This is a genomic window from Phycicoccus avicenniae, assembly GCF_050496545.1.
Lineage (GTDB): Bacteria > Actinomycetota > Actinomycetes > Actinomycetales > Dermatophilaceae > Phycicoccus > Phycicoccus avicenniae_A.
The window spans coordinates 108,222-133,246 of sequence record NZ_JBNVZV010000007.1 but is presented as its reverse complement, the minus strand read 5'-3'; the positions used below and the strand labels follow the sequence as shown (position 1 = coordinate 133,246).

Sequence of the window (25,025 nt, the reverse complement as noted above, 5' to 3'; positions counted from 1 at the left end):
CCCCACGCGAACGTCTCCGGCTGCCGTGACCCTGACGGCGCTCTCGGTCTCCCTCGCTCACGCAGGCACCCGTCGCGCCCGCTCTTCGGTTCCGGCGGGCGGCCCCTAGCTGGTCTCACGTCGCGGCACCGCGGTGCTCGTCGCAGTCACGGGGGGCCGCGCCACGACCGGACTTCGGGCCTCTCCGACGCGGCGGAGAGGCCCCACCTCCACGAGACGCATCGTCGACCACCGTCTGCGGTCCGTCCACGCTCGCCTCTGCCTTGACGCACCCCTGGCGGTTGCCAGGCGTTGCCTGTGACTGACACACCGAAAACCCAGCGGCGCCCTAGCCACGGGTCCGTCGTAGGGTCTCGCGTCCCGGAGGGCTGACAAGCCCTCCCTGCACCCCCTAGGCTCCGCGCGTGGATGCGGAGAAGCTCACCGTGCTGTACCGCACCGTGCGGCGAGTCGCCTCGCAGTCCGCTCCAAACGCCGTCATCAACGACTATGGCGAGCTCGGATGCTGCGTCGACCTGGACGGTGTGGACCCGCGCATCCGACTGCTGGCTGCGGTCCAGCAGGGCCGCCATGACATCGTCGTGCACCTGCCCGTCCTGGCTCGAGAGCCAGGTCACGTCAGTTCGTGGTCACCCGAGCTGCGAGCGTGCCGGGAAGGAGCGACGCGCCTACGACTCATCGAGATGGATGACGGGCTACTGCAGGATCTCGCACGGACCCTTGCCAGCCTGGCCCACCTGGTCCGAGGAGCAGCTGTCGACGAGCCGGCAGCTCACCAAGGCCGTCACCGCGCGCCGTGAGCCTTTCTCACAGAGAGCGCCCACCGCGCCAGCAGCACCCACACGGGCGAGCCCGCTCAAGACGATTCCCCACCCTCGCCAGACGACGCGGGCCGGGTGCTCACCCCGCTGGTCGTTCGCGCCGAGCGTGGTCCGGTCCGCTCTGATGTCTTGACGGCGTACCGCCAGCGGCGGGTGAGGTCGGACTGCCTCTGCTCTGGGCCCCCACCTCCCCGGTCGTCCTGATCACCACCGCTCGAGCGCCCCCACCTCTCCTCGTCCTACGCCTCGGGCGTCAACCCTCCCGCACCATCGGCGCCCCACCCCAAGACCGCGACGGCCCCCGGGGCGTGGTGTGGCCCCCAGCCTGACGCGCGCCCGCCTCCGCGTGGTGCCAGCCGTCCCGCACGACGGGTGCGGCGGGCTGGGGGCATACTCGGGTCGTGGCTGCACTCCTCGGCTCGGACACTGACGGACGCGCGGCCCGTCGTGCGTTCCTCCTCAACGCCCTCGTCGCCTGGGTGGGGGTCGCGCTCACTGTCGCCATCTCCGCCGCGAACGGATACGTCGCGTCGGCGCCGGTTGCGGGGATGTACGGGGTCCATCCGGCCGGCGCTCCCGGGGTGCTCTCACGAGTTGCGGACACCCTGAGCTACTTCACGATCTGGTCCAACATCGTCGTCGCCATCTCCGCCTCCCTCGTTGCTCGAGGAGCGCGCGGGACAACACCGGAGCGGGTGCTTCGGCTGGATGCGGTCCTGATGATCACCATCACGGCGATCGTCTACCAGGTGCTGCTCGCGCCCACGACGACGGTCGTGGGCTGGTCCCGTCTGACAGACCCGATCCTCCACGTGCTCACTCCGCTGCTGACCGTCCTCGTCTGGCTCGCCTACGGGCCCCGAGGCTGGATCGGTGCGCGCACCGTCGTCCTGTCGCTCGCGCTGCCCCTGGGGTGGATCGCGTGGATGCTCGCGCGTGGTGCCGTCGTCGGCGCCTATCCCTATGACTTCGCCAACGTGACCGTCCACGGGTACGGCGCCGTCACCTTCACCCTCGCACTCATCCTCGTGTTCGGCGTCGTCGTGGCCGGGGTGTACTGGGGCATCGATGTCGTGCTGCGGCGCCGTTCGTCGGCCGCTGCCAAGAACGCGGTTGCGTAGCGCATCTGAGCCACGAGCCCCAGAAGGTTGCCGCCTGGAAAGCCGCGTCCGGCGTGTCGAGCGCCGGACCGACCGACCGAGCGTGCCGGAGTCGGTCCGCGGTTGTCGATGATGATAACCGGCCTGCGGCCTGGGTCGACGCTCTCCGTTTGGACGGGGCCGCGAGCTCGTTCGGCGGGGCGTGACGGCCACGGCAGCCACCGGGCTGACGCCAGAGGCCACCGTGCCTAGTCATGTCGTGACCGGCGACGGTCTCGGAATGGGGCGTCACCGGTCCTGACGACGCCGTCGGGAACCCAAGACGAGCACGGTACCGATGCCGAGCAGCACCAGTCCCAGCTGTGCCTGCAGCGTCATCATCGCTCCGGTCCTCGCGAGCGGGGGCGCTGACGGGCCGCCGGACGGTGGGGGCGCGCTGGCCGAGACGACCACCGTTGCTTCATCCTCGTTGTTGGACGAGACCTGGTCGCCGGTCGCGGACGTCACCGTCGCGACGTTCTTCAGGTCGCGACCGACCTCACCGGGCCCGACCCGGACGCGCAGGACGATGACCGCCCGCTGCTCCGGCCCGAGGGTGCCCAGGCGACAGGTGACGACCTGAGCGGCACTCGCGCAGCTCCCCGTGTCTGTCCGGGGTTCGCCGGCGAGGGTCAGTCCGTTGGGGAGGCGGTCGGTCACCACGACGCCGGCGGCGCTTGACGGTCCGCTGTTGGCCACCGTGATCGTGTAGGTGACGACGTCGCCGACCTCGGCGTCGTCGGTCGACGCGTCCTTGGTGATGCTGAGGTCGGTGTCGGCGACGACCCGCACGACGGCACTGCTCTCGCGGTCGTCGGTGTCGGGGTCGGCCGTCGGGGAGTCGACGGTCGCCGTGTTCGTCAGGTCACTGGTCGCGTCGGCCGCGACCGTCGCGGAGACGGTGACCGTGACGACGGCCCCGGGCGCCAGGTCGCCAAGGTCGCACTCGAGCAGGCCGTCGGTGCCGATCGCGGCGCAGGTGCCCACGTCGGTCGTCGCGGTGGCGTCGGCGAGGACGTCCGGCAGCGGGTCGCTGAGGGTGACGTCGGTCGCGGTCGAGGGACCGTTGTTGCGCAGGGTGATCGTGTAGCCGACCTCTCCGCCGGCGACCGCGGTCGCGCCGTCGGCCTCCTTGACGACCGACAGGTCGGCCGCGGGGGCGGCGTCGCCCGTGACGGTGTCGGAGTCGTTGGACGGGTCCGGGTCGTCGGTCGCCGACGAGACCGTCGCGGTGTTGAACAGCGTGCCCGTGAACTCCGCGTCGAGGATCGCCGTGACGACGACGGTCGCCTCGTCCCCGACGGGCAGGGAGCCGAGGTCACAGGTGAGCACACGGTCGTCGTCCACCGGCGCGCACGTGCCGTCGAGCGTCGCGGCGTCGATGCCGGAGAGGCCCTCGGGGAGGGTATCGGTGACGGTCACACCGGTGGCGGCCGACGGCCCGGCGTTCTCGATCGTGATCGTGTAGGTCACCTCGCCGCCGGGCACGGGGTCGGTCGGCGATATCGTCTTGGTCAGCGAGAGGTCGGCGCTCGGCTCCAGCTCGGCGGTGACGGTGTCGGAGTCGTTGTCGGACACCGGGTCCGGCGTGGTCGAGTGGATGGTCGCGGTGTTGGCCAGGGTGCCCGTCGCGTCGGCCGCGACGAGGGCCGACACCGTGACGACGACCGGCTGGCCGTCGGGCTGGAGGTCGCCCAGGTCGCACTCGAGCACCCCGCCGTTGACCTCGCAGGTGCCCTCGGTGGTCGAGACGTCGACGTCGGACACCACGGCGTCGAGCGGGTCGGAGAGCGTGACGTCCTCCGCCGTCGACGGTCCGGTGCTCGTGACCGTGAGGGTGAACGTCACCCGCTCGCCCGGGACCGGGGCGGTCGGCGACACGGCCTTGTCGACGGCGACGTCGGCCGACGGGGCGGCATCACCCGTGACGGTGTCGACGTCGTTCGTGGGGTCGGGGTCGTCGGTCGCCGACGAGACGCTGGCGGTATTCGACAGGGTGCCGGTGAAGTCCGGCGCGAGGGTCGCGGTGACGGTGACGGTCACGACGTCGTCGGACGGTGCGAGGTCGCCCAGCTCGCAGGTCAGCACGCCGTCGCCGTCGACGGTGCAGGTGCTCCCGTCGTCGGCGGTCGCCGTGACGTCGCCGAGCGCCCCGTCGAGCGGGTCGGTGAGGACGACGTCGGTGGCGGTCGAGGGCCCGAGGTTGTCGACGGTGATCGTGAACGTCACGGCACTGCCCGGGATGGGGGCCGCCGGGCTGATCGTCTTGTCGACCGCGAGGTCCGCGCTGGGTGCGGTGGTCCCGGAGACCGTGGCGCTGTCGTCGGTGGGGTCGGGGTCGTCGGTCGGCGAGGACACGGTGGCGGTGTTCGACAGGGTGCCCGTGGCGTCGGCGTCGAGGACGGCCGTGACGGTCACGACGACCACGGCTCCGGGTGCCAGGTCGCCGAGGTCGCAGGCGAGGAGGTCGTCGGCGTCGACCGCGCAAGTGCCGACGGTCGTCGTCACGGTCGGGTCGGCCAGCGAGGCCGCCAGCTGGTCCTCCAGCTTGACGTCGACCGCCGTCGAGGGTCCGTCGTTGCGGGCGGTGAGCGTGAAGGTGACCTCCTGGCCGGGGACCGGCGCGGCGGGGCTCATCGTCTTCCGCACCGACAGGTCGGCGCTCGGAGCCGCGTCACCGCTCACCGTGTCGGTGTTGTCGGTGGCGTTCGGGTCGGGGGTCGGGCTCGACACGGTCGCCGTGTTCGACAGTGTCCCGGTGAAGGCCGGGTCGAGGGTGGCCGTCACGGTGACGGACGCGTCGGCATCCGGCGCCAGCGTGCCGAGCGAGCAGGAGAGCACGTTGCCGGAGCCGACCGTGCACGAGCCCACCGAGGTCCGGGCCACGACGCCCACGAGGGCCTCGTCGAGCCGGTCGGCAACCATCACCGACGCCGCGGACGACGCGCCGTCGTTGCGGACGTCGAGCGTGTAGGTGACCGTCTCTCCCGGTACCGGTGCGGCGGGCGTCATCCGCTTGGTGATCGACAGGTCGGCGCTCGGGGTGGCGTCGCCGTCGACCGTGGCGCGGTTGTTCGAGGTGTCGGGGTCGGGCGTCGAGGAGGTCGCGGCGGCCGTGTTCGACAGCGGTCCGGTGAAGTCGGGCGAGAGGGTGCCGCGCACCGTGACGGTCACGGTGGCCTCGGGCTCCACGGTGCCGTCCGCGCAGGTGAGGGCGTTGCCGTCGGAGACCGCGCAGCTGCCCGCCGTGGTCGTGGCCGTCACTCCGGTGAGGGCGGGGCTGACCTGGTCGGTGACCGTCACCGCGGCGGCGGCCGACGGGCCGGTGTTGTCAACGGTGATCGTGTAGGTGACCGGCTGTCCGGGGACCGGGCTCGTCGGGGCGAGGCTCTTGGCGACGGTGACGTCGGCCGAGGGGGCGGCGACCCCCTGGACCGTGTCGCTGTTGTTCGACGGGTCGCTGTCGGGGGTCGTCGCGCCGACGGTGCCGGTGTTCGTCAGCTGGCCGGTGAAGCCGGTCGCAAGGGTGCCGGTGACGGTCACCGTGACCTCGGTCGCGGGCTCCAGGGTGCCGACGGGACAGCTGAGCTCGCCGCCGTCGACGGTGCACACCGTGCCGTCGTCGGCGGTCGCCGTGACGGCGCCGATGGCCGGGTCGAGGCGGTCGGTGACGACGACGCCGACCGCGGTCGACGGGCCCTCGTTGCGGGCCGTGAGGGTGAACGTCACGGCCGACCCCGGGATCGGGGCGGTCGGGCTCATCGCCTTGGTCAACGTCAGGTCGGCGGTGGCGCTGCTGCCCGCGGTGGCGGTGGCGGAGTTGTTCGCCGGGACGGGGTCGGGGGTCGTCGCGGTGACCGATCCCGTGTTCTCGAGGGTCCCGGTGAAGTCAGGGTCGAGGTCGGCGGTGACGGTGATGACGACCGGCGTGCCCGGCGTCGGCGGCAGGGTCCCGAGGTCGCAGGCGAGCGTGGCGCCGTCGACGGCGCAGGAGCCGGTCGTCGAGGTGGCGACCGCGCCGCTCAGGGCGGGGTCTAGCTCGTCGGTGACGCGGACGCCCGTCGCGGTCGACGGGCCGGCGTTGCGCACCGTCAGGGTGAAGGTCACCGGCTCGCCGGCGACCGGCGTGACCGGTGCCATCGTCTTGGTGATCGACACGTCGGCGGAGGGCGCGGCGTCACCGGAGGCGGTGGCCGAGTTGTTGTTCGTGTCGGGGTCGGGCGTCGGGCTCGCGACGGTCGCGGTGTTCGACAGCGTGCCGGTGAAGGCCGGGTCGAGGGTCCCCACGACCGTGACGGTGACGGTGCCACCGGGCGCGACGGCGCCGACCGAGCAGCCGATGAGGTTGTCGGTTCCCACCGTGCAGGTCCCGGCGGTCGTCCGAGCGGTCACGCCGGTGAGCGCGGCGGCGACCTGGTCGGAGAGAGTGACCGCGGCGGCCTCCGACGGACCGGTGTTGCGGACGGTGAGCGTGAAGGTCACCTGTTGGCCCGGCACCGGGCGGGTCGGCGACACCGTCTTGGTGACGGCGACGTCGGCGGAGGGCGCGGCCGTGCCCGAGGCGGTGGCCGTGTTGTTGGCGGTGCTGGGGTCGGGGGTGTCGGACGACGCGGTGGCCGTGTTCGACAGGGTGCTGGTGAAGTCCGGCGCGAGGTTCGCCGTGATCGTCACCGTCGCCGTGGCGCCGGGGGCGAGCGAGCCGAGGGCACAGGCGACGGCGTTGGTGCCGCTGATCGTGCAGGTGCCGGCGGTCGTGCGCGCGGTGGCACCGGTCAGGGACGCCCCGAGCTGGTCGGACAGGGTCACCCCGACGGCCGTCGACGGGCCGGCGTTGCGGACCTGGACGGTGTACGTGACCGGCTGCCCGGGAACCGGCGCCGTCGGGCTCAGCGACTTGGTCGTCACGAGGTCGGCGGAGGGGGCGGACGTCCCCGTGACGGTCGAGGTGTTGTCGGCCGGGTCGGGGTCGGGCGTCGGACTCGACACGGTCGCGGTGTTCGACAGCGTCCCGGTGAAGTCGGCCGCGAGCGTGCCCGTGACGCTGACCGTGACGGTCGCCCCGGGGGCGAGGGTGCCGACCGGGCAGGTCAGCTGGTCGCCCGCGCCGAGCGTGCACGACGTCCCGTTGTCGACGGTCGCCGTGACCGCCGAGATGGCGGAGCTGAGGCGGTCGGCGACGACGACGGAGGAGGCCGACGACGGGCCGTCGTTCGTCACGACGAGCGAGTAGGAGATCGCCGAGCCGGGGATGGGGGCGGTCGGCGACATCGACTTGGCGATGGACACATCGGCCGACGGGGCGGCGACCCCAGAGACGGTCGCCGAGTTGTCCGAGGTGTCGGGCTCGGTCGTAGTGGTGCTCGTGGACGCCGTGTTCGCCAGGGTGCCGGTGAACCCGGGGGCGAGCGTCCCGGTGATGGTCACCGTGGCGGTGGCGTTCGGGGCGAGCGCGCCGAGGGAGCAGCCGACGACGTTGTCGGTCCCCACCGTGCACGTGCCGGTGGCGCTCGTGGCCGTGGCCCCGGTGATCGCCCCGTTGAGGGCGTCGGACACGGTGACACCCTGCGCGGTCGACGGGCCCTCGTTGCGGACCGTCACTGTGAACGAGACCTGCTGTCCCGGAACGGGGTTGGTCGGCGACATCGTCTTGCCGACGACGAGGTCGACCGTCGGCGCGGTCTGCCCGGTCACGGTCGCGGAGTTGTTGACGGTGTTGGGATCCCCGGTCGGCGACGACACGGTGGACGTATTGGACAGCGGCCCGGTGTAGGCGGGGCCGAGGGTCCCGGAGGCCGTCACCGTGACGCTACCGCCGGGCAGGACTGTCCCGACGGCGCAGGACAAGGCGTTGCCGGTGGACACGGTGCACGTCCCGGCCGTCGTCGTCGTGGCGACCGCGGTGAGGGCGGTGTTCAGCTGGTCGGCCACGGTGACTCCCGTGGCCGCCGACGGACCCGCGTTGGTCACGGTGAGGGTGAAGGTGACCCGCTGGCCGGGGACCGGAGCATTGGGTGACATCGTCTTCGTGATGGCGAGGTCGGCCGAGGGGGCGCCGTCGCCGGTCACGGTGGAGGTGTTGTTCGCCGGCACGGGGTCGGGCGTCGGGGAGGCCACGGTCGTGGTGTTCGACAGGGTGCCCGTGAACATCGGCGAGAGGGTCGCCCGAACGGTGACCGTCGCGGTGCCACCGGGCGTCAGGGAGCCGATCGAGCAGGCGAGGGCGTTGTCGGTGCCGACGGTGCACGTGCCCGCGGTCGTCGACGCGGTGGCGCCGGTGAGGGCCGGGTTGAGCTGGTCGGCGAGGGTGACGCCGGTGGCCGTCGAGGGGCCGGCGTTCGCGACCGCCAGGGTGAAGGTCACCTGGCGGCCGGGCACCGGGATGGTCGGCGACATCGACTTCGTCACCGAGACGTCGGCGGAGGGCCGTGCCGTGCCGCTCACCGTCGCGGAGTTGTTCGTCGTGTCGGGGTCGGCCGTGACCGAGCTCGCGCTCGCGGTGTTCGAGAGCGTCCCCGTGAAGCCGGCCGCGAGGGTGCCGGTGATCGAGACCGTCACGGTGGCACCCGGGGCGAGGCCGCCGAGGGAGCAGGTCATGAGGTTCGACGCATTGACCGAGCAGGTCGACCCGTTGTCGGCCGTCGCGGTGACGGCCGAGATGGCGGCGTTCAGCTGGTCGGTGACGACCAGCCCGCCGGCGGTCGACGGTCCGTTGTTGCGGACGACGACCGTGTAGCCGACGGCGCTGCCGGGGATGGGCGCGGCCGGGCTCATCGTCTTCGTCACCGCGACGTCGGCCGAGGGGCCCGAGCCGCCGCTCACCGACGAGGTGTTGTTGGCCGGCGTCGGATCGAGGGTGGACGACGAGACGGTGGCCGTGTTCGAGAGGGTGCCGGTGAAGGACGGAGCGAGGGTGCCGGTGACCAATACGGTCGCGGTGCCGTTCGGGGCGAGGGCGCCGAGCTGGCAGGAGAGCGCGTTGCTGCCGTTGACCGCGCAGGTCCCGGCCGTGGTCGTCGCGCTCGCGCCGCCGATCGCCCGGTCGAGGTCGTCGGTCACCGACACGGCGGTCGCCGTGCTGGGTCCGTTGTTGCGGACGGCCAGCGTGAACGAGATCGGTTGTCCCGGAACGAGGTTGATGGGTGACATCGTCTTGACGATCGACACGTCGGCGCTCGGGGCCGCGGTCCCGGTCGCGGTCGCGCTGTTGTTCGTCGTGTCGGGGTCGGCCGTCGACGACGACACGGAAGCCGTGTTCGACAGGGTCCCGGTGAAGTCCGGACGCAAGGTGCCGGTGACCGTCACGGTGGCGGTGGCACTCGGGGCGAGGGTGCCCAGGGCGCAGCTCGCCGCGTTCCCCGTCGCCACGGTGCAGCTACCCACGGTGCTCGTGGCGGTGACCCCGGTGAGGGCGGCCGGCGGGGAGTCGGCGACGGTCACCCCGGTCGCGGACGACGGACCGGCGTTGCGGACGGTCAGGGTGTAAGTGACCGGCTGGCCCGGCACCGGGACGGTCGGGCTCATCGTCTTGGTGATCGACAGGTCGGCCGACTGGCGCACGGTGCCCGAGACGGTCGACTCGTTGTTCGACGCGACCGGGTCGATGGTGTCGGAGGACGTCCGGCCCGTGTTGCTGAGGACGCCGGTGAAGCCCGGCGAGACGGTGGCCGTGATGGTGCCGCTGACCGTGAATCCGGCGCGGAAGATCGGGCCCGAGCAGACCACGGTCGGGGCGTTCGGGTTGTCGGCCCTCCCCGGGTCGACCGGCGGGATGACGTCACAGCCCGTCGCGCCCGGGGGCGGGACGACCGACACGTCGGTCAGGCCGGCCGGCAGCTGGTCGATGAACTGCGGGTTCAGCGCGGCGGAGGGGCCGTTGTTGGTCGCCGTGAGGGTGAACACGACCTGCTGGCCGGCGACGGGGTTGGCCGGCGCCATCGTCTTGATGAGAGCGAGGTCGGCCTGGCCGACGACCCGGGAGGTCGCGGTCGCGGTCGTGTCGTCCGCGTCGGGGTCGTCGGTCGTGCTGGTAACCCGCGCCGTGTTCGAGATCGAGGCGCCCGAGAACTGGCTGGCCAGCGTCCCGGTGATCGTGACGGTGACCTGGCCGACCGGGAGGGTGCCGATGTCGCACGCAACGTCCTGGCCGGTGACGGCGCACGGGGTCGCCGACGGGCCCCACGAGGCAGTGACGCCCTCGACGCCGTTGGGCACCGCGTCGGTGACCGTGACAGTGCGCGCCGTCGACGGGCCGCTGTTCGTGACGGTCACGGAGTAGGACAACGGGGTTCCGGGCACCAATGTCTCGGACGAGGCGGTCTTCGTCATCGACAGGTCCGCGCTCGCGACGACGTCGACTGCGATCGACGCGGAGTTGTTGCCCGACGTCGGGTCGGTCGTCGTGGAGGCCGCGCCGGCGGTGTTCGTGATGGTCCCGGGCGCCGCGCCGGCACCGACGCGGGCGCTCACCGCGATGGTCACCGCAGTGCCGGGGGCGACGTCTCCCAGTGCGCAGGAGAACAGCTGCCCGGAGGTCGAGCAGGAGCCGGCGGAGGTCGTCGACGATATGTACGTGAGGCCCGCAGGGAGGGTGTCGGTGACGGCGGCCCCCGTCGCCGTGCTCGGCCCGTTGTTGACGACGGTGATCGTGTAGGTCAGTCCGCTGCCCGCGACGACGCTCTGCTGGTCGGCGGTCTTGATGACCTGGAGGTCGGCGGCGCGCTCCACGGGGCTGGCCACCTGTGCGGTGTTGTTGCCCGGGGTGGGGTCGGTTGAGGTGGTCCCGACGGACGCGGTGTTCGTCACCGAGCCGGTCAGGTCCGCGCCCACCGTGACCTGGACGAGCACCTCGGCCGAGGCGCCGCTGGCGAGCGAGGGTCTCGTGCAGGTGACGACCTGGCCGGCCACGGCGCAGGTCCCCCCGGCGAAGGTGGCGGACCGGATGGTCAGACCGGCCGGGACCGTGTCGGTCACCGTGAGGCCCTGGGCGGTCGACGGCCCCCCGTTCGTCGCCACCACCGAGTAGGTGGCCGGGGCTCCGGCGGTCAGCGGGTCGGGGGCGGCGGTCTTGGTCAGGGACACGTCGGCCGAGGTCGCGACGGTGGTCGTATGGGTGTCCGTGTTGTTGCCCGGGGTCGGGTCGGTCGTCGCTGAGGAGACCGTGGCGGAGTTGGTCAGGGTGGCGCCGGAGGCGACGTCCGCGTCGACTCGGCCCACGAGGGTGATCGTGCGGGTCGCACCGCTCGCGAGCGTGCCCACGTCGCAGAGGACGCCGCCCCCGCCGGCCTGCTCGTCGCAGGTGGTACCGGTGCCGGTGCCGCTCACGAAGGTCACGCCCGCCGGGAGAGTGTCCTGGACGACGACGGTGTCGGCCACGGAGGGGCCGTCGTTGCGCACCGTCATGGTCCACGTGATGCCGGTACCGGCTGTGACGGTCGCCGGTCCGGTCTTGTCGATGGACAGGTCGGCCCGGGTCTGGACGCGGGTCGTGGACGTGGCCGTGTTGTCGGACAGCGTCGGGTCACCCGGGGTCTGCGCGCCCGCGGTGGCGGTGTTGACGAGGGTGGACGCGGGCGTGCCCGAAGCGACGGTGCCGACGACGGTCGCGACGAGGCTGGAGCCGCTGGCGAGCGTGGGTGCCGTACAGGTGACGTCCTGACCCGCGATCGAGCACGAGGCGCCCGGGGTGGTCGTCGTCGCGGACACGGGGGCGACGCTGCTCGGCAGGGGGTCGGTGATCGTGACGACCGACGCCGTCGACGGCCCGTCGTTGCGGGCCGTCAACGTGAAGGTGATCTGTGCGCCGGCCGTGACCGGCTGCGGCGCAGCGGTCTTGGACAGGACGATGTTGGCCGAGGCCCCGGTCGTGAGGGCGTAGCTCGCCGAGTTGTTCCCGGACACGGGGTCGGTCGTCGGCGAGGTGACCGTCGCGGTGTTGACCACCCCCTCGGCGCCACCGCCCCCTGGCACCGCCGCGACGACGGTGATGGTCGCCGCCGCGCCGAGGGCGAGGTCGCCGATGGCGCACGTGACCGTGCCGCCGGCCTGGCTGCAGGTCCCCTGGGTGGAGCTGGACGAGACGTAGCCGAGCGGTGCCGGCACGGGGTCACTGAGGACCACGCTGCGCGAGACCGAGGGCCCGATGTTGCGGACCGTCATCGTGTAGGTGACGTTCTGCCCGTTGATGACCGGGTTGGGCGCCGCGGTCTTCGAGACGTCGAGGTCGGCGCGGGTCGTCACCGCGTCGCTGGTCGTGCCCGAGTTGTTGCCCGGGTTCGGGTCGACGGTCGTCGAGGTCGCCGACGCGGAGTTCGTCAGGGTGCCGGTCGTCGTGCTCCGGACCGTCGCGTTGACGGTGATCGTAGCGGTCGCCCCGCTCGCCAGAGGGTCAATCGTGCACGTCACCGTCGTGCCGGTGACGGTGCAAGACCCCAGCGACGAGGTGGCGGTCACGAGGGCCAGGGCGGCCGGCCCGGCGTCGGTCACCGTGACGTCGCGCGCCACGGACGGGCCGACGTTCGTCACCGCGATGCGGTACTGAACGGGTGCGCCGGCGACGACGGGCGAGGTGACCGTCGACTTGCTCACCTGGACGTCGGCCGAGGCGGTGCCCGGTGTGACGGTGACCGCAGCCGTGTTGTTGCCCGGGGTGGAGTCGGGGGTGTCGGACTGCACCTGGGCCCGGTTCGTCAGCGCCCCGGCGATGATGGCCGAGTCGAGCGTGGCGGTGATGCGGACCGTCGCGCCCGCCCCGGGGTCGAGGGCGCCGACGGCGCACGAGACCCCGTTGCCAGTCACGGTGCACGTGCCCGCCGTCGTCGTCGCGGACAACCCCGAGAAGGCCGTTGGCAACGAGTCCGTCACGACGACGCCCGTGGCCGCCGAGGGTCCGTTGTTCGTCGCGGTCACCGTGTAGGTCACCCGGCTGCCCGGAACCGGGGTCGCCGTGCTCGCTTCCTTGGTGATGGCCACATCGGCTGAGCGGGTGACCAGGGTCGTCACCGTCGCGCGGTTATTGGTGGTGGAGGGGTCGGAGGTGGAGCTCGTCACCTCGGCCACGTTCGTCACCCCCGTGGCACTCGTGCCCGCCGGCACGCGCACGACGACAGCGACGGTGGCGTCAGCCCCGTTAGCAACAGTTCCGAGGGCGCAGGTCAGGACCTGCCCGGCGGCCGAGCACGAGCCCTGCGACGGCGTGTTCGACACGAGGGTCGTCCCGGTGGGAAGCGTGTCGGTGACGACGACGTCGCCAGCGGCCGTCGGACCGGCGTTGGCCGCTCGCAGCGCGTAGGTGATCGTGTTGCCGGCGTTCACTGACGAGGGTGACGCGGACTTCGTCAGGGAGAGGTCCGCCAGCGCGGCCACCGGGGTGCTCACGTCAGCCGTCTGGTAGGTGTAGCGCGTGCCAAGGGTGGCGGCCGTGTAGAGCAAGTTCGCCGAGTTGGTGACCGTGGTCCCGGCCGCAGCCGTGTCGACGGTGACCCTGAACCGCACGCCGGATGTTCCGCCCTTGGCGAGAGTTCCGCCCGTCGTGGCGTTCGCGCCGGTGCCGACGCGGTACCGGACCAGCCGACTCGCCGAGACGTACTCTGCCTGGTCGTCGCCCGCGCCGTCGGTCTTGGACCCCACGTTGGCGCCGGCGGCAATCGTGAGGGACCCCGGGACGAACGTCGTGTTCGCCGGGAGCGCGTCCTCGACAACAGCGTTCGTCGCGTTGTCGTCTCCGGAGTTCGTGAACGCCACCGTGTACTCGAGCGTGTCACCGACCTTCGCGGGCGAGTTGCCGTTGAGGTTGGTCACCGACTTCGATCCGGAGATGGTCGGGGCGAAGAGGTCGATCTGAGTCGTGAGGACGGCCGGGTAGTAGAAGTCCCCCGCCGTGGAAAAGGTGACGTTCGTGGAGGTCGACCCGTTGGCGACCACTCCGGGGGCGTCGACGACCTTGGCGTCGACCCCGAGGTTGTTCACGCTGGCCGGGTTGCGGTTGCCCAGGTTGGCCCCGCCCGCCGTGATCCGGCTGCCGAAGAAGTTCGCCGACGGGCTCTCGGCATCAGCGAGACGCGTGGACCCGACGGTCATGTAGTCACCGCTGATGCCCGCGTCGCCCTCGTAGACGACGGTGCCGAACTTCGCGTTCACCGTCCCGGTCGCGGGGGTGAGGAAGCCAGAGATGTTCGTCGTGACCGTCTCGGTGTTCGTGAGCGTGGCGTACCCGTTGAAGACTGAGAGATCGCGCAGCGGCGCGGTGGGATCGCCGATCGCGACCACCAGGCTCCAGGCGCCGTACCGATCGGCGCCGGTGGCGGCCGAGATGTCAGCGCCCCAGTACGTCCCGGCGCCGGCGCCCTGGACGATCGAGGTAACGTTCTTGTAGGCCGAGTAGTCGTTGGTGGCCAGGCCCGAACTGTCGATCGTGTCTGCGGTCAGGGTCGTGTACGCGGCCTCGCCGGGCGCTCGGAGCTTGATCTGGTTCGCGGTCCCTGCTGCGGCCGAGCCGCCGGTCCCGGCGGTGCGGGCGGCACCCCAGAACAGGCCCGCGTACAGGACGCGAGCACCGCTCGGGATCGCGACGTTCGCCGACGATGAGTCGGCCGTCCCGGCGATGCCGTCGAGGTCGAGCTGGGTCATCGTGAAGTTGTTGTTGCTCGAGGCCGTCGTCCCTGCGAGAGCATCGGTGCAAGCTGTCGAGGCCGGACAGGTCAGCACCCTGTTGCCGGTGATGACGATCGACCCGTTGGTCTGCTGCGAGAACAGCTTGCCGAAGCTGCGCACGGTGGCGGCGAGCGCAACCTGAGAGTCGGCAGGGAACGCGAGCGAGCCGCCGACAGTCAGCAGCAACACCAGGACAGACCGGAGGAGGCGCGCGCCCCGCCGACGCGTATCACCGTTCCGTTCCATCGCCCACCTCGGACAGAGAACCGGGAGACCGCCCGTCGCACTGACGGGACACGGTCATCGTAGGGTCGAGAGCGCTAGCCGTCACCTCGAGCGCGCCAGGGTTAAACCCCCATAGACCCTGCGGTTGCCGCGTGACCGCCCCTGCTTTGCCATCCCTGGCCGCCCCGCATGCCAGTGCCCGGGATGCATCAACGCGGGACTAGACAGCGACGTGCTCTACGCCGCTCGTGTGCGGCCAGCGCACGTCGCTACCTGTCCGGCGTCGCGGGAAGTCCTCCTAACGGGAGGCCGCACTCGACGACCAGCGTGTCGGGGGGCCACGCACAGAACGCGGGCCCCTCACCAACAGAATGCATTCGGGCGATCGCAACGTCATGGCTGGCCACCCGGCCCTCACCGTCTGCGTCAGATGAACCCGCCGCACGACGTGAGGACCAGCCCGGCTCTGACCCGAGAGGTCACCACCTCACCCTCGGCGCCTCGCCGGGATCGGGGGCCCCGCACGCACACCCCAACCCGATGCGCCCCGGCCACCTCTGGACGCCACCCCACCACCGAGGGTACGACCCGGATCGTCAAAGGGGAGCGGCCATGGTCCGCAAGATCGCCGTCAGTCTGTCCGCCATCGCGCTTGTGGTCCTCACTGCGCCCACCGCCAGCGCGGCCCCGCCATCCCGCGCGACCTGCTCGCCGAATGACAACTACGTCAAGGCCTGCCTCGACCCGTACAACGACCAGGTGTGGGTGTACGACGCCGAACCCGACGGTGCGTCCGCCGCGATGCGGTGGACGACGGCCGCCGGAGGCGGCCCAGGATGGTGCGTCAAATCCAATGGTGCGGGCACGTGGAAGGTGTGCGACTACGACTTCGTCGAGCGATACACCGCCGGCGATCGCACCTGCCCCAACGTCCTGTACTGGGGCAACTGGACGATCGACCGCTCGAGGACCCCGGACGACTACGACTACATCTCCGGCACATACTCGGCCTACATCGAATACCCGGCCCGCAACTGCACCATCCGAGTCTGAACATCGCCGGTAGACCGGCGTCTCAGCCCCACCCCTGTCCCTCCGCTCACTATGGTCCACGACCGGTGGGCGGGTGGGCGCCCGCCGACCCACCGCGCACCCGCACTCGTCGCCCAATTCGCCTCGGCCGGTGCCTTCCTCACGCCGCATGGCGAGATCAGTGGCGCCACGCCCTGCCACCGACGAAGGGGGCGCGACGCCTCTACGGTCGACGTCGCTCGGCGCCTGTCGCCGTCCGATGACGCGGAGGCGCCGTCGGACCGGCGGACCGTCAGCGCCGCCCAGCGCGTGCGGTGCGGGACGTCCCCCTCCCGGCCTCTGAGTACCGCCACGGCGTGACCGGTCGCGCTCGCCGCCGGCAGATCCCCGAGCGACATGGCAACGCACGAACAAGCCGAGCTTGGGATGTCTCTCCTTCGCGAGCCGACCTCGCCCGAGATGGCGGGCACGCATCGAGTCACGACTCACCGAGAGAGTCCTCCAGCAACCAGCCTGTCCGGCTCTCGGTGGTGCAGCGTTTGACCATCCCGGACATGCCGCTGGGGCGTCTCGCCGACCGGCCTATGGACGAACGGAATCGAACTCACGAATGCAGCGACTCTTCGGACGTGGGCAGCGCGGTGGATCAACGCGTCCCGGATCTCCGGGGGCAAGGGTACGGTCCGGTCGGCTGCGAGATCCTGGGGAGTGACCATGGCCTGCAGGGCTGTCCCGAGCGCGTCGACCTCAAAGCGACGAGCGAACTGGCGTGCCGTGCGGGCGGTCACGCCCAACGGTTCGCCGGCGAGGATGTCGACCACCACCGTGGCAAGGTCGACCTGCGACGTGAGGCTACCGAGTAGAGCAGCAGCCGTGTCCTCGCCGGTCGCCCGACGGATCATCCTTATGCTCGCGTTCTCGGTCCCAGTCGTGAGCACCTCCGAGAAGGCTGCGACGAGCTCTGCCCCGGCCGCAGCAAGCTCCAGACGGGTGACCCGGTCCGCCAGGTGCGTCACGTCACGCACATCTGCGTGAAGGCTTTGCCATGCCCCTGCGGCAGAGGCCAGTGGCTCGTCAACGACCGACGCAGGGGACGTCCGGTCATCCTCATCGCCGGTGCAGAGGGCGACCAGGACCGCCCGGGTCATCGCAACCGACGCCGCCTGCACCCGACTGACCTCCATCAGCGTGCCCAAGTGGGGCTCCCGGGCCATGGCGCGATGGGCCTCGAGCTCCCAGAGCCCGAGGGCGGCCGCCAGCCGATCGGGATGGGGCTTTTCGGTGTGCTGCCCGGTCAGGGCCGACGGGAAGACCCGGTAGACGGGAACAGCCAGCATCCGCTCCGCAGTCTCGAGCCGTCCGTCGCAATATCGCATCGCTGCGAGCCGGCGGGTCTGGACCCGGGTAAGCCCGCGGGGTCGGAGTCGAGCCTCCGTCGACTCCTGGCGTACCGCGAGCAGCACCGCGTGCGTGGCGATGTACAGCGTGTGCATCACCCGTGCTCGCAGTGCTGCGGCATCTGCAGCGACGTCTATTCGCCCGGCCTGCGCGCGGCGCCAGCGACGCTCCACCCTGTCGTGCACTCCAACGAAGACGTCGCTGAGGGCCACCATCCGCGGATCACCAGGACCCGGACCCGGCCAGCCACGACGCTCCAGCTGGGCATGCAGACCGTCCCCGATCAGCCGGATTCGCTCCGCCACCTCGTCCGCCCGCTCCAGGATCGTAGACCCCGAGGCCGACGATACGCGGGTCGCGGCCAGCAGCTCCTGCCCTGCCTGGACCAGCTCCGGCCAGGACCGCAGCAGCTCGGCTGCCGCCAAGTGCTCAGGCTCGAGCAGCATCTGGCGGGCGCTGAGGTCACAGGCGGTGAGCAGTTCGCCAACGCTGCGCGACTCCTCACCCATCACGGACTCACCGCCTGCGCAAGAGCGACCAGTCTCTCTGCCTCCGAAGTGAATCGCACGTCCCGATGTGGTCGCGGCATCTGCGCCAGGACGCCATGAACCTCGCGTGCGATCTCGTCGATGCTCCGCCCCGGGAGCGACGGGTAATCCTCGAGAGCGGGCCAGCCGCAGCGCAGCGCGACAGACATCGCCAAGTAGTGCGCCTGACAGCTGACGAGGTGCAGACGAACGTCCGAAGGAGCCACGACACGTGAGGCCTCGTCCCCGAGCTCCTCCAGCAAACGCACCAAGCGGTGCCCCACTCCTGCCCCCACCGGCGGCCCACCATGCAGCACGTGGAGAGGTGCGGTCGAGAGGGATCGTCGCGTCATGACTCCCAAGGGATGACCAAACGACCGGGTGGACGCGCTTACCCAACCACCCCGTGCTCACAACAGCGGTGGACAACGTCGGCCGACAGTGACAGTGCCCGAGAGGACCGTGAACCACTATCAGGCCCTCTGACCCTCGGAGGACCACGAGCAGTTGCAGGAAGCCATGACATCGATCATCAAGCGCTCGATCCGAGAAGGAGTGCCGCTGATTGCCGGCGGAGCGATCTGGCTCTGTCTCGGACCGTCGCTGCTCATCGGCGCCGGCGTCTATGCACCGCTGCTGCTCATCCCCGTCGTCCTCTGGGTCTGCGCGGCGCGCAACGACTACCTTCGGGCCCGTCTCGCGGGCGCCCGGGCCCCGACTGCCCACGAGCATGTCGTCATGGCACCGGCCCTGACCATCATGTGCCGCGCGCAGCACGGCCCACCCCTCGTCACGCTTGTCGTCCGGGGCGCCGACCGACAACTCGTCGCGACAGCGATCGGACACCGAACCGTCATGGCGCCCTCAGGCCTCATCGACGCTTTGGCGCACGGAGCGATCGGCCCGGTTGAGGCGGCCGCCACGCTGATCCACGCGGCGGCCACCGTCCGCTCTGGTCGCACACGACCGCGCCCGCTCCGCGCGCTCCTGCGCGCCCCGTGGCTCCTGCCCTCCCGCATGTGTGCCGCGGTCGCGCGCGTGTGGCCGCCCGCCCATGTCATCGTCACCGCATGGCGGGGCAGAGCCATCCCTGGTGTAGTCGCCAGCACGAACTTCGTTCTCTCCGGGCACACCGTCATGGCCGCCCTCACGACCCTCATCATCGGGCTCTCGTACGGCTGATCGTGGGCACGCAAAGACTCCCTGCCGCCTGAGCCCGCTCCCGGCGACGAAGCCATGGCGACACTTGGCCTCACGACCCACCACCAGACGCTCCTCGCCGTCGACCAGACCATCGCTTGCCAATGGCCTGCCCACGCCGCGTCCGTCACTGGCCACCCGATGATGGCGGCGAGGCGCCAGCCGCACCACCACCGCCGCCATCGACCGTCGACCCCCGCATCAGGCGGCGCAGCCGTGCCGCCTCCTGCCCACTGAGCAGCCCGCCGCACCACCGCAGCGCCTCCGCCACCGAAAGCCCTTCGCCATCCGTCAGCGCCGAGAAGGCCACCGCCGCCCGTTCCTCGCACGCCGCCACCCACCCGTCCCGCTCCCTCAAGGCGACCGCCACCTCCACCCCCAACCGGCTACACCGGGCGTCCTTCGCCGCGCGCTCAGCCCGCCACGCGCCCTGCGCCTCCAACGCCACCCGCCGTGCCCGCTGCTCATCATCTCGACGACTCATCACCACACCTCCACAACCCCAAAGCACCGCCCCACCCGTTCGTGGACACCTCTTCGCCCCGCTCTTGACCGGCCCGCGAACCCCTAGCCACCGCCCACCCAACAGACCCGACAGCTCGAAATCCGGAACCTCGTCCACTGCACACCTCATGCATCTCGGGTCGGTGCCGTCGTACCGGGGCGTCCACCCGCCGAGAGCGGGGGCCCTTGGGCGGGTGTGACGATGAGCCTGCACAAACTTACCGCGGGCACCGGGTACACGTACCTGACCCGACAGGTCGCCGCGCACGACCGCAGCCCCGCTGCGCGGGCCTCGCTGGCGTCCTACTACACCGAGCAGGGCGAGACCCCCGGCCGCTGGCTCGGCACCGGGCTGGTCGGGATCGACGGCCTCGCGCCCGGCGACGAGGTCACCGAGGACCAGATGCGCTCACTCTTCGGCGCCGGGCTGCACCCGCTCGCCACGCAACGCAGCGCCCGCCTCGAGGGCCCGAACCTGACCCAAAAGGACCTGCGTGCCGCGACCCGGCTCGGCACCCCATACAAGGTCTACACGCACGACAGCCCCCACTTCCTCGTCGAGGTCGCCCGCCGGATCGAGGACCACGCCGCAGCACTCGGGCACCCGCGCCACTACCCCGTCGACCACGACACCAAGGCCGCCATCCGCTCCGCCGTCGCCACGGAGATGTTCACGGCCGAGCACAGCCGCGCGCCCTCGGGCGCCCGCGAGCTCGCCGCCGCGGTCGCGCGCTACTCCCGCCCCCGGACCCGGGCCGTCGGCGGCTACGACCTGACCTTCTCCCCCGTGAAGTCCGTCTCCGCCCTGTGGGCCCTCGCCCCTCCCGAGGTCGCCGCCCAGGTCGAGCGGGCGCACCACGATGCCGTCCGCGACGCCCTCACCTACCTCGAGACCCACGCCCTATTCACCCGCGAAGGCACCGACGGAGTCCGCCAGGTCGAGACCACCGGCCTCATCGCCGCCGCCTTCACCCACCGCGACTCCCGCGCCGGCGACCCCGACCTCCACACCCACGTCGCCGTCGCCAACAAGGTTCAGGCGCGCGGCTCAGGGTCATGGCTGGCCATCGACGGCCGGCTCCTCTACAAGGCGCACGTCTCGGCCTCCGAGACCTACAACACCGCCCTCGAAGCGCACCTCCGACGCCGGCTCGGAGTCCAGTTCGCCCCACGCCCCAGCACGAGCCGGGACGCGCGACCAGTCCGCGAGATCACCGGCATCGCCCCCGCCCTACTCGCACGATGGTCCACCCGGCGACGCGCCATCGACACCCGCCGCGGCGAGCTCGCGCACACCTTCCAAGGTGAGCACGGTCGCCCACCGACGAGCGCCGAAGCCATCCACCTGGCCCAGCAGGCCACCCTCGAGACCCGAGGAGCCAAGCACCCGCCCCGCCGCTTCAGCGAGCAGCGGACCGCGTGGCGCCGGGAGGCGGAAGAAGCCCTCGGTGACGCCGCCGCCGTCGACGCCATGCTCCGCGCGGTCACCGCAGTGGCCCGACACGACACACCACGGCGTCCGGACCCAGCGTGGCTGCGCGAGACCGCACGAGAGGTCCTCACACGCGTGCAGTCCGAACGCTCGACCTGGCAGGTGTGGCACATCCGCGCCGAGGCGCTGCGCCAGGTGCGCGGCGCCGACATCGCGTCCGTGGACCTCGAGGCGACCGTGCGCGCGGTCACCCACACCGCCCTGGCCGCGTCCGTGCGACTCGCCGCCACCGACGACGGCATCACCGAGCCGCCACCGCTGCGCCGCAGCGACGGGTCCAGCGTCTACGACGTGGCCGGCGCGACCCTCTACACCAGCGCCGCCATCCTCGCTGCCGAGCAGCGCATCGTCACCGCCGCCGGCATCGCGGACCGGCCCACCTGCGCCGAGGACGCCGTGTCCCTGACCCTGCTCGAGCACGCCGCGAACGGGGCGCCACTCAACCCCGGACAGCGAGCCCTCGTCCGCGGCATGGCCACCTCCGGCGCCCGGGCGCAGCTCGCACTCGCCCCCGCCGGTGCCGGCAAGACCACCGCCATGCAGGCCCTGACCTCCGCCTGGATCGAGGGCGGCGGCACCGTCATCGGCCTCGCACCCTCGGCCGCCGCCGCATCCGTCCTGCGCGAGAGCACCGGGACCGCCACCGACACCCTCGCCAAGCTCACCTGGTCCCTCACCCGGCCCGAGGCCGACCGACCGGACTGGGTGCGCGACATCGGCTCTCGCACGCTGGTGATCCTCGACGAAGCCGCCATGGCCGACACTCTCTCCCTCGACGCCGCCATCTCGTACGTGGTGGCCCGCGGCGGCCAGGTCCGGCTTATCGGGGACACGCACCAGCTCGGCGCGATCGGGGCCGGCGGAGTGCTCCGGGACATCGCCGACACCCACGGTGCGCTCCACCTCAGCGAGCTGATGCGCTTTACCGATCCCGCAGAAGGCCTGGCCTCCCTCGCGCTACGCGAGGGACGCCCCGAGGCCCTCGGGTACTACCTCGACAACCAGCGGGTCCACGTCGGCGACCTGACCACGACCACCGAGCAGGCGTTCACCGCGTGGGCACGAGACCGCGACGCCGGTCGCGACACCCTCCTGCTCGCCCCCACCCGAGACCTCGTCGCCGGCCTCAACCAGCGCGCGCAAGCCCACCACCTCGGCGCGGCGGCAGCCGGCCACGGCGCACTGCTCGCCGACGGGGCACAGGGCCACGTCGGGGACATCGTCATCACCCGACGCAACGACCGACGCCTGCCCCTGTCGAGCACCGACTGGGTCAAGAACGGCGACCGCTGGACCATCGAGACCATCGCACCCGACGGGTCACTTGGGGTCTGCCACAGCCGTACCCGACAGCGCACCACCCTCCCGGCCGGCTACGTGCGCGACAGTGTCGAGCTCGGCTACGCCACCACGGTGCACGCCGCCCAGGGCATCTCGGTCGACACCGTGCACGGCCTGGCCACCGGCACCGAGAACCGCCAGCTGCTCTACACCCTGCTCACCCGCGGCGCCGACGCCAACCACCTCTACCTCCAGCTCGCCGCGGACGGTGACCCCCACAGCGTCATCCGACCCGAGGCGACCCACCCCGCCACCGCGACCGACGTCCTCGAAGCCGCCCTGTCCCGCGACGAGGCTCCCCGCTCCGCCACCACCCTCGAACGTGAGGCCGCCGCCCCTGCCACCCTGCTCCACGCGGCCGTCTCGCGCTACGCCGACGCCCTTCACCTGGCCGCAACCCGCCACCTCGGACCCGACGCCCTCACAGACCTGGACCGGGCGGCAGACACGCACGTGCCGGGCATCGGCGACGACCCCGCGTGGCCGACCCTGCGTTCGCATCTCACCCTGTTGGCCGCCATGGGGCGCGATCCCGTGGACGCTCTCAGAACCGCCGTCGGGGTGCGCGATCTGAACTCGGCGGCGGACCAGTCCGCCGTGCTCACGTGGCGACTGGACGACGCTGCTCTCCACTACATCGGCCCGGGACCGCTTCCGTGGCTCCCCGCGATCCCCACCCTGCTGGAGCACGACGAGGAGTGCAGCGCCTACCTGCACGCCCGCTGCGACCTCGTCACCAAGCTAGCCCGGCAGGTTCGGCTCGAGGCCCAGAACGCGGGCGCCCCGCCGTGGTGGCCTACAGGCGTCCGGCCGGACAAGGAGCTCCTCGCCGACGTCCTGATCTGGCGCGCCGCACACGGCGTTCCCGACAGCGACCACCGCCCCACCGGACTTCGCGAGCGCACCAAAGCACCAGCGCTCTGGCAGCGCGCCCTCGACGCGCGGCTCGGCACCCACTCCCCCGCCCTCGCCGAATGGGGCGACCTGCTGCACCGACTGTTCCCCGGGACACGCGACGACGACTTCACCCCACATCTCGCGCAACGGCTCGCCGCCGTCCACCGCGCGGGACTCGACGCTCGCGCGCTCGTCCAGTCCGTGGTGCACGTGCCGCTACCTGACGACCACGCCGCAGCCGCCCTCTGGTGGCGGATCAGCCGCCACCTCTCCCCCGCCGTCGCACACCACATAGAGCGGGGGAACCATCTCGGCAGCGACTGGGTCGAAAAGCTCACCGACGGTCTGAGCCCCGAGGTGGTGGCGACGCTCCGTGGCAGTCCTTGGTGGCCGGCCCTCGTCGCCAGCCTCGAGCACGCCATCGCCCGTGGGACCCCACCTCATGACCTCAAGGCGCTGCTGTCGGCCTCGACAGGCATCGAGGCCGACCTCGACCTGTGCCAGGCCCTCACATGGCGTCTCAGCCTCCTCACCGACCCGCCTGTCGAGGAGACCGTCCCCCGGCCCGAGGACTACGCAGACACCACGCCCGAGTGGCAACCGCCCCCGGAGTCGCCCGCAACCGATGTTCACTCGGGACCACCCCGGACGAGGCTTGTCGAAGACGTCCAAAGCCGCCTGACCGCCGCCGCGCTCGTCCGCAGCGCCATGGGCGTCCTCCCCCCGAGCGACGCCGAAATTGAGCAGATGGTGGCCCGCGCCGCCGCCTGGGACGACGCACCCTTCACCCCCGAGCGGGCAGCCCACCTCAACGCGCTCGCCCGCGGCTACTACGCCAGCCTGCTCGATACCGCGTGGGCCGGGGACTACCTCCGCACTCGCCTACGCGTCACCTCCTTGCCCGACGGCATCGGGTATGCGCCACCCGGATGGACCCACCTGACGAACCGTCTGCGATCGCTCGGAGCAAGCGGAGAGGAGCTCCTCGCCGTCGGACTCAGCAGCCGCACCCAGAGAGGGACTCTCATCGACCGCTTCCGCGATCGCCTCGTCCTCCCCATCGTGGAGGGCGACAACGTGGTCGGCTTCGTGGGTCGCCGATCTCCGGAAGCCGACCACACGCACGGACCGAAATACTTGAACACCCCGACCACGGCGCTGTTCCACAAGGGAGACGTGCTGTACGGGGTGGATCAGGCGGCGATCGTCGGCGGTGCGACTCCAGTCCTGGTCGAAGGTCCGATCGACGCGCTCGCCATCACTCTGGCGAGCGCGGGAAGCCACATCGGCCTCTCGCCGCTCGGGACCGCCGTCACGCCAGCGCAAGCACGGCAGATCGCTGGACTGCACGACGCTCCTATCGTCGCCTTCGATGCCGATTCCGCAGGGACCGCCGCCAGCGTTGCCGCCTATTGGGCGTTGGCTCAGCACTCAGTCACACCGCGCTCGGTGACACTCCCCGCGGGCTCCGATCCAGCGGACCTCATTGCGCAAAAAGGCCATCTAGCTCTCCGGAGGGTGCTTGCGAGCACTCAACCGCTGGCCGCCGCGATTCCGCTCATGGGCGATGCGGAGCACGACCTCGGTGTCCTCGCCGCAAGTGAACCCGCCGCTTGGCTGTCCCTCGTCGGCAAGTTCGCCAGCAACCACAACATTGACCTTGACCGCGCGGCCGCATCTGCCGTCGACACCATCGAGAGGTGGAATAGGGCGCCGTCTGCGGCCGCCGAAGTGTGGCGACGACCACTGCGGGCAGGCCACCCATCAGCACCTCGATGAGCTCCGAATGTGAGAGCCAACA

The 25,025-nt window shown here is 71.5% G+C and carries 8 protein-coding genes; 5 read left to right on the top strand and 3 right to left on the bottom strand.

Going from position 1 to position 25,025, the window contains the following annotated elements:
* The first annotated feature begins 404 nt into the window (after window positions 1–404).
* Together ACQZ2A_RS08330 and ACQZ2A_RS08325 are read left to right on the top strand one after the other, a co-directional pair.
* Window positions 405–800: a hypothetical protein gene (locus tag ACQZ2A_RS08330; protein WP_430209434.1), complete on the top strand. Its 396-nt coding sequence runs from the start codon at window positions 405–407 to the stop codon at window positions 798–800.
* Window positions 801–1,222: 422 nt separating this feature from the next.
* The gene (locus tag ACQZ2A_RS08325; RefSeq protein WP_430209432.1) at window positions 1,223–1,942 is read left to right on the top strand and encodes a Pr6Pr family membrane protein; all 720 of its coding nucleotides are present in this window, start codon (window positions 1,223–1,225) and stop codon (window positions 1,940–1,942) included.
* A 267-nt stretch (window positions 1,943–2,209) separates the two neighbouring features.
* On the opposite strand, the gene ACQZ2A_RS08320 is transcribed toward ACQZ2A_RS08325, so the two are convergent.
* Window positions 2,210–14,797 carry a CARDB domain-containing protein gene (locus tag ACQZ2A_RS08320; RefSeq protein WP_430209431.1) on the bottom strand — a complete coding sequence of 4,196 codons (12,588 nt, stop codon included), beginning with the start codon at window positions 14,795–14,797 and terminating at the stop codon, window positions 2,210–2,212.
* Window positions 14,798–15,445: 648 nt separating this feature from the next.
* On the opposite strand from ACQZ2A_RS08320, the gene ACQZ2A_RS08315 reads away from it, so the two are divergent.
* Window positions 15,446–15,886 carry a hypothetical protein gene (locus ACQZ2A_RS08315; protein WP_430209428.1) on the top strand — a complete coding sequence of 147 codons (441 nt, stop codon included), beginning with the start codon at window positions 15,446–15,448 and terminating at the stop codon, window positions 15,884–15,886.
* Between the two features lie 464 nt (window positions 15,887–16,350).
* Here ACQZ2A_RS08315 and ACQZ2A_RS08310 read toward each other — a convergent pair whose 3' ends face one another.
* A complete protein-coding gene (locus ACQZ2A_RS08310; RefSeq protein WP_430209426.1) occupies window positions 16,351–17,772 on the bottom strand; it encodes a hypothetical protein in 1,422 nt (473 codons plus the stop codon).
* A gap of 537 nt (window positions 17,773–18,309) precedes the next feature.
* Between ACQZ2A_RS08310 and ACQZ2A_RS08305 the strand changes: the two genes are divergently transcribed.
* Entirely contained in the window at window positions 18,310–18,972 is a 663-nt protein-coding gene (locus ACQZ2A_RS08305; RefSeq protein WP_430209424.1) for a hypothetical protein, read from the top strand.
* 145 nt (window positions 18,973–19,117) lie between these two features.
* Here the strand turns inward: ACQZ2A_RS08305 and ACQZ2A_RS08300 are convergent, their stop codons facing one another.
* Window positions 19,118–19,366 (bottom strand): hypothetical protein, encoded by a 249-nt coding sequence (locus tag ACQZ2A_RS08300; protein WP_430209421.1) that lies wholly within the window; start codon window positions 19,364–19,366, stop codon window positions 19,118–19,120.
* Window positions 19,367–19,696: 330 nt separating this feature from the next.
* Between ACQZ2A_RS08300 and mobF the strand changes: the two genes are divergently transcribed.
* Window positions 19,697–25,003, top strand: coding sequence for a MobF family relaxase (gene mobF, locus ACQZ2A_RS08295; protein WP_430209419.1), 5,307 nt, complete (start codon window positions 19,697–19,699; stop codon window positions 25,001–25,003).
* Window positions 25,004–25,025: the final 22 nt, after the last annotated feature.

What these genes read in the sequence shown, in the direction of transcription:
- ACQZ2A_RS08310 (WP_430209426.1), bottom strand. Translation starts at nt 17,772, where the DNA reads ATGGGTGAGGAGTCGCGCAGCGTTGGCGAACTGCTCACCGCCTGTGAC.
- ACQZ2A_RS08305 (WP_430209424.1), top strand. Translation starts at nt 18,310, where the DNA reads ATGACATCGATCATCAAGCGCTCGATCCGAGAAGGAGTGCCGCTGATT.
- mobF (WP_430209419.1), top strand. Translation starts at nt 19,697, where the DNA reads ATGAGCCTGCACAAACTTACCGCGGGCACCGGGTACACGTACCTGACC.
- ACQZ2A_RS08315 (WP_430209428.1), top strand. Translation starts at nt 15,446, where the DNA reads ATGGTCCGCAAGATCGCCGTCAGTCTGTCCGCCATCGCGCTTGTGGTC.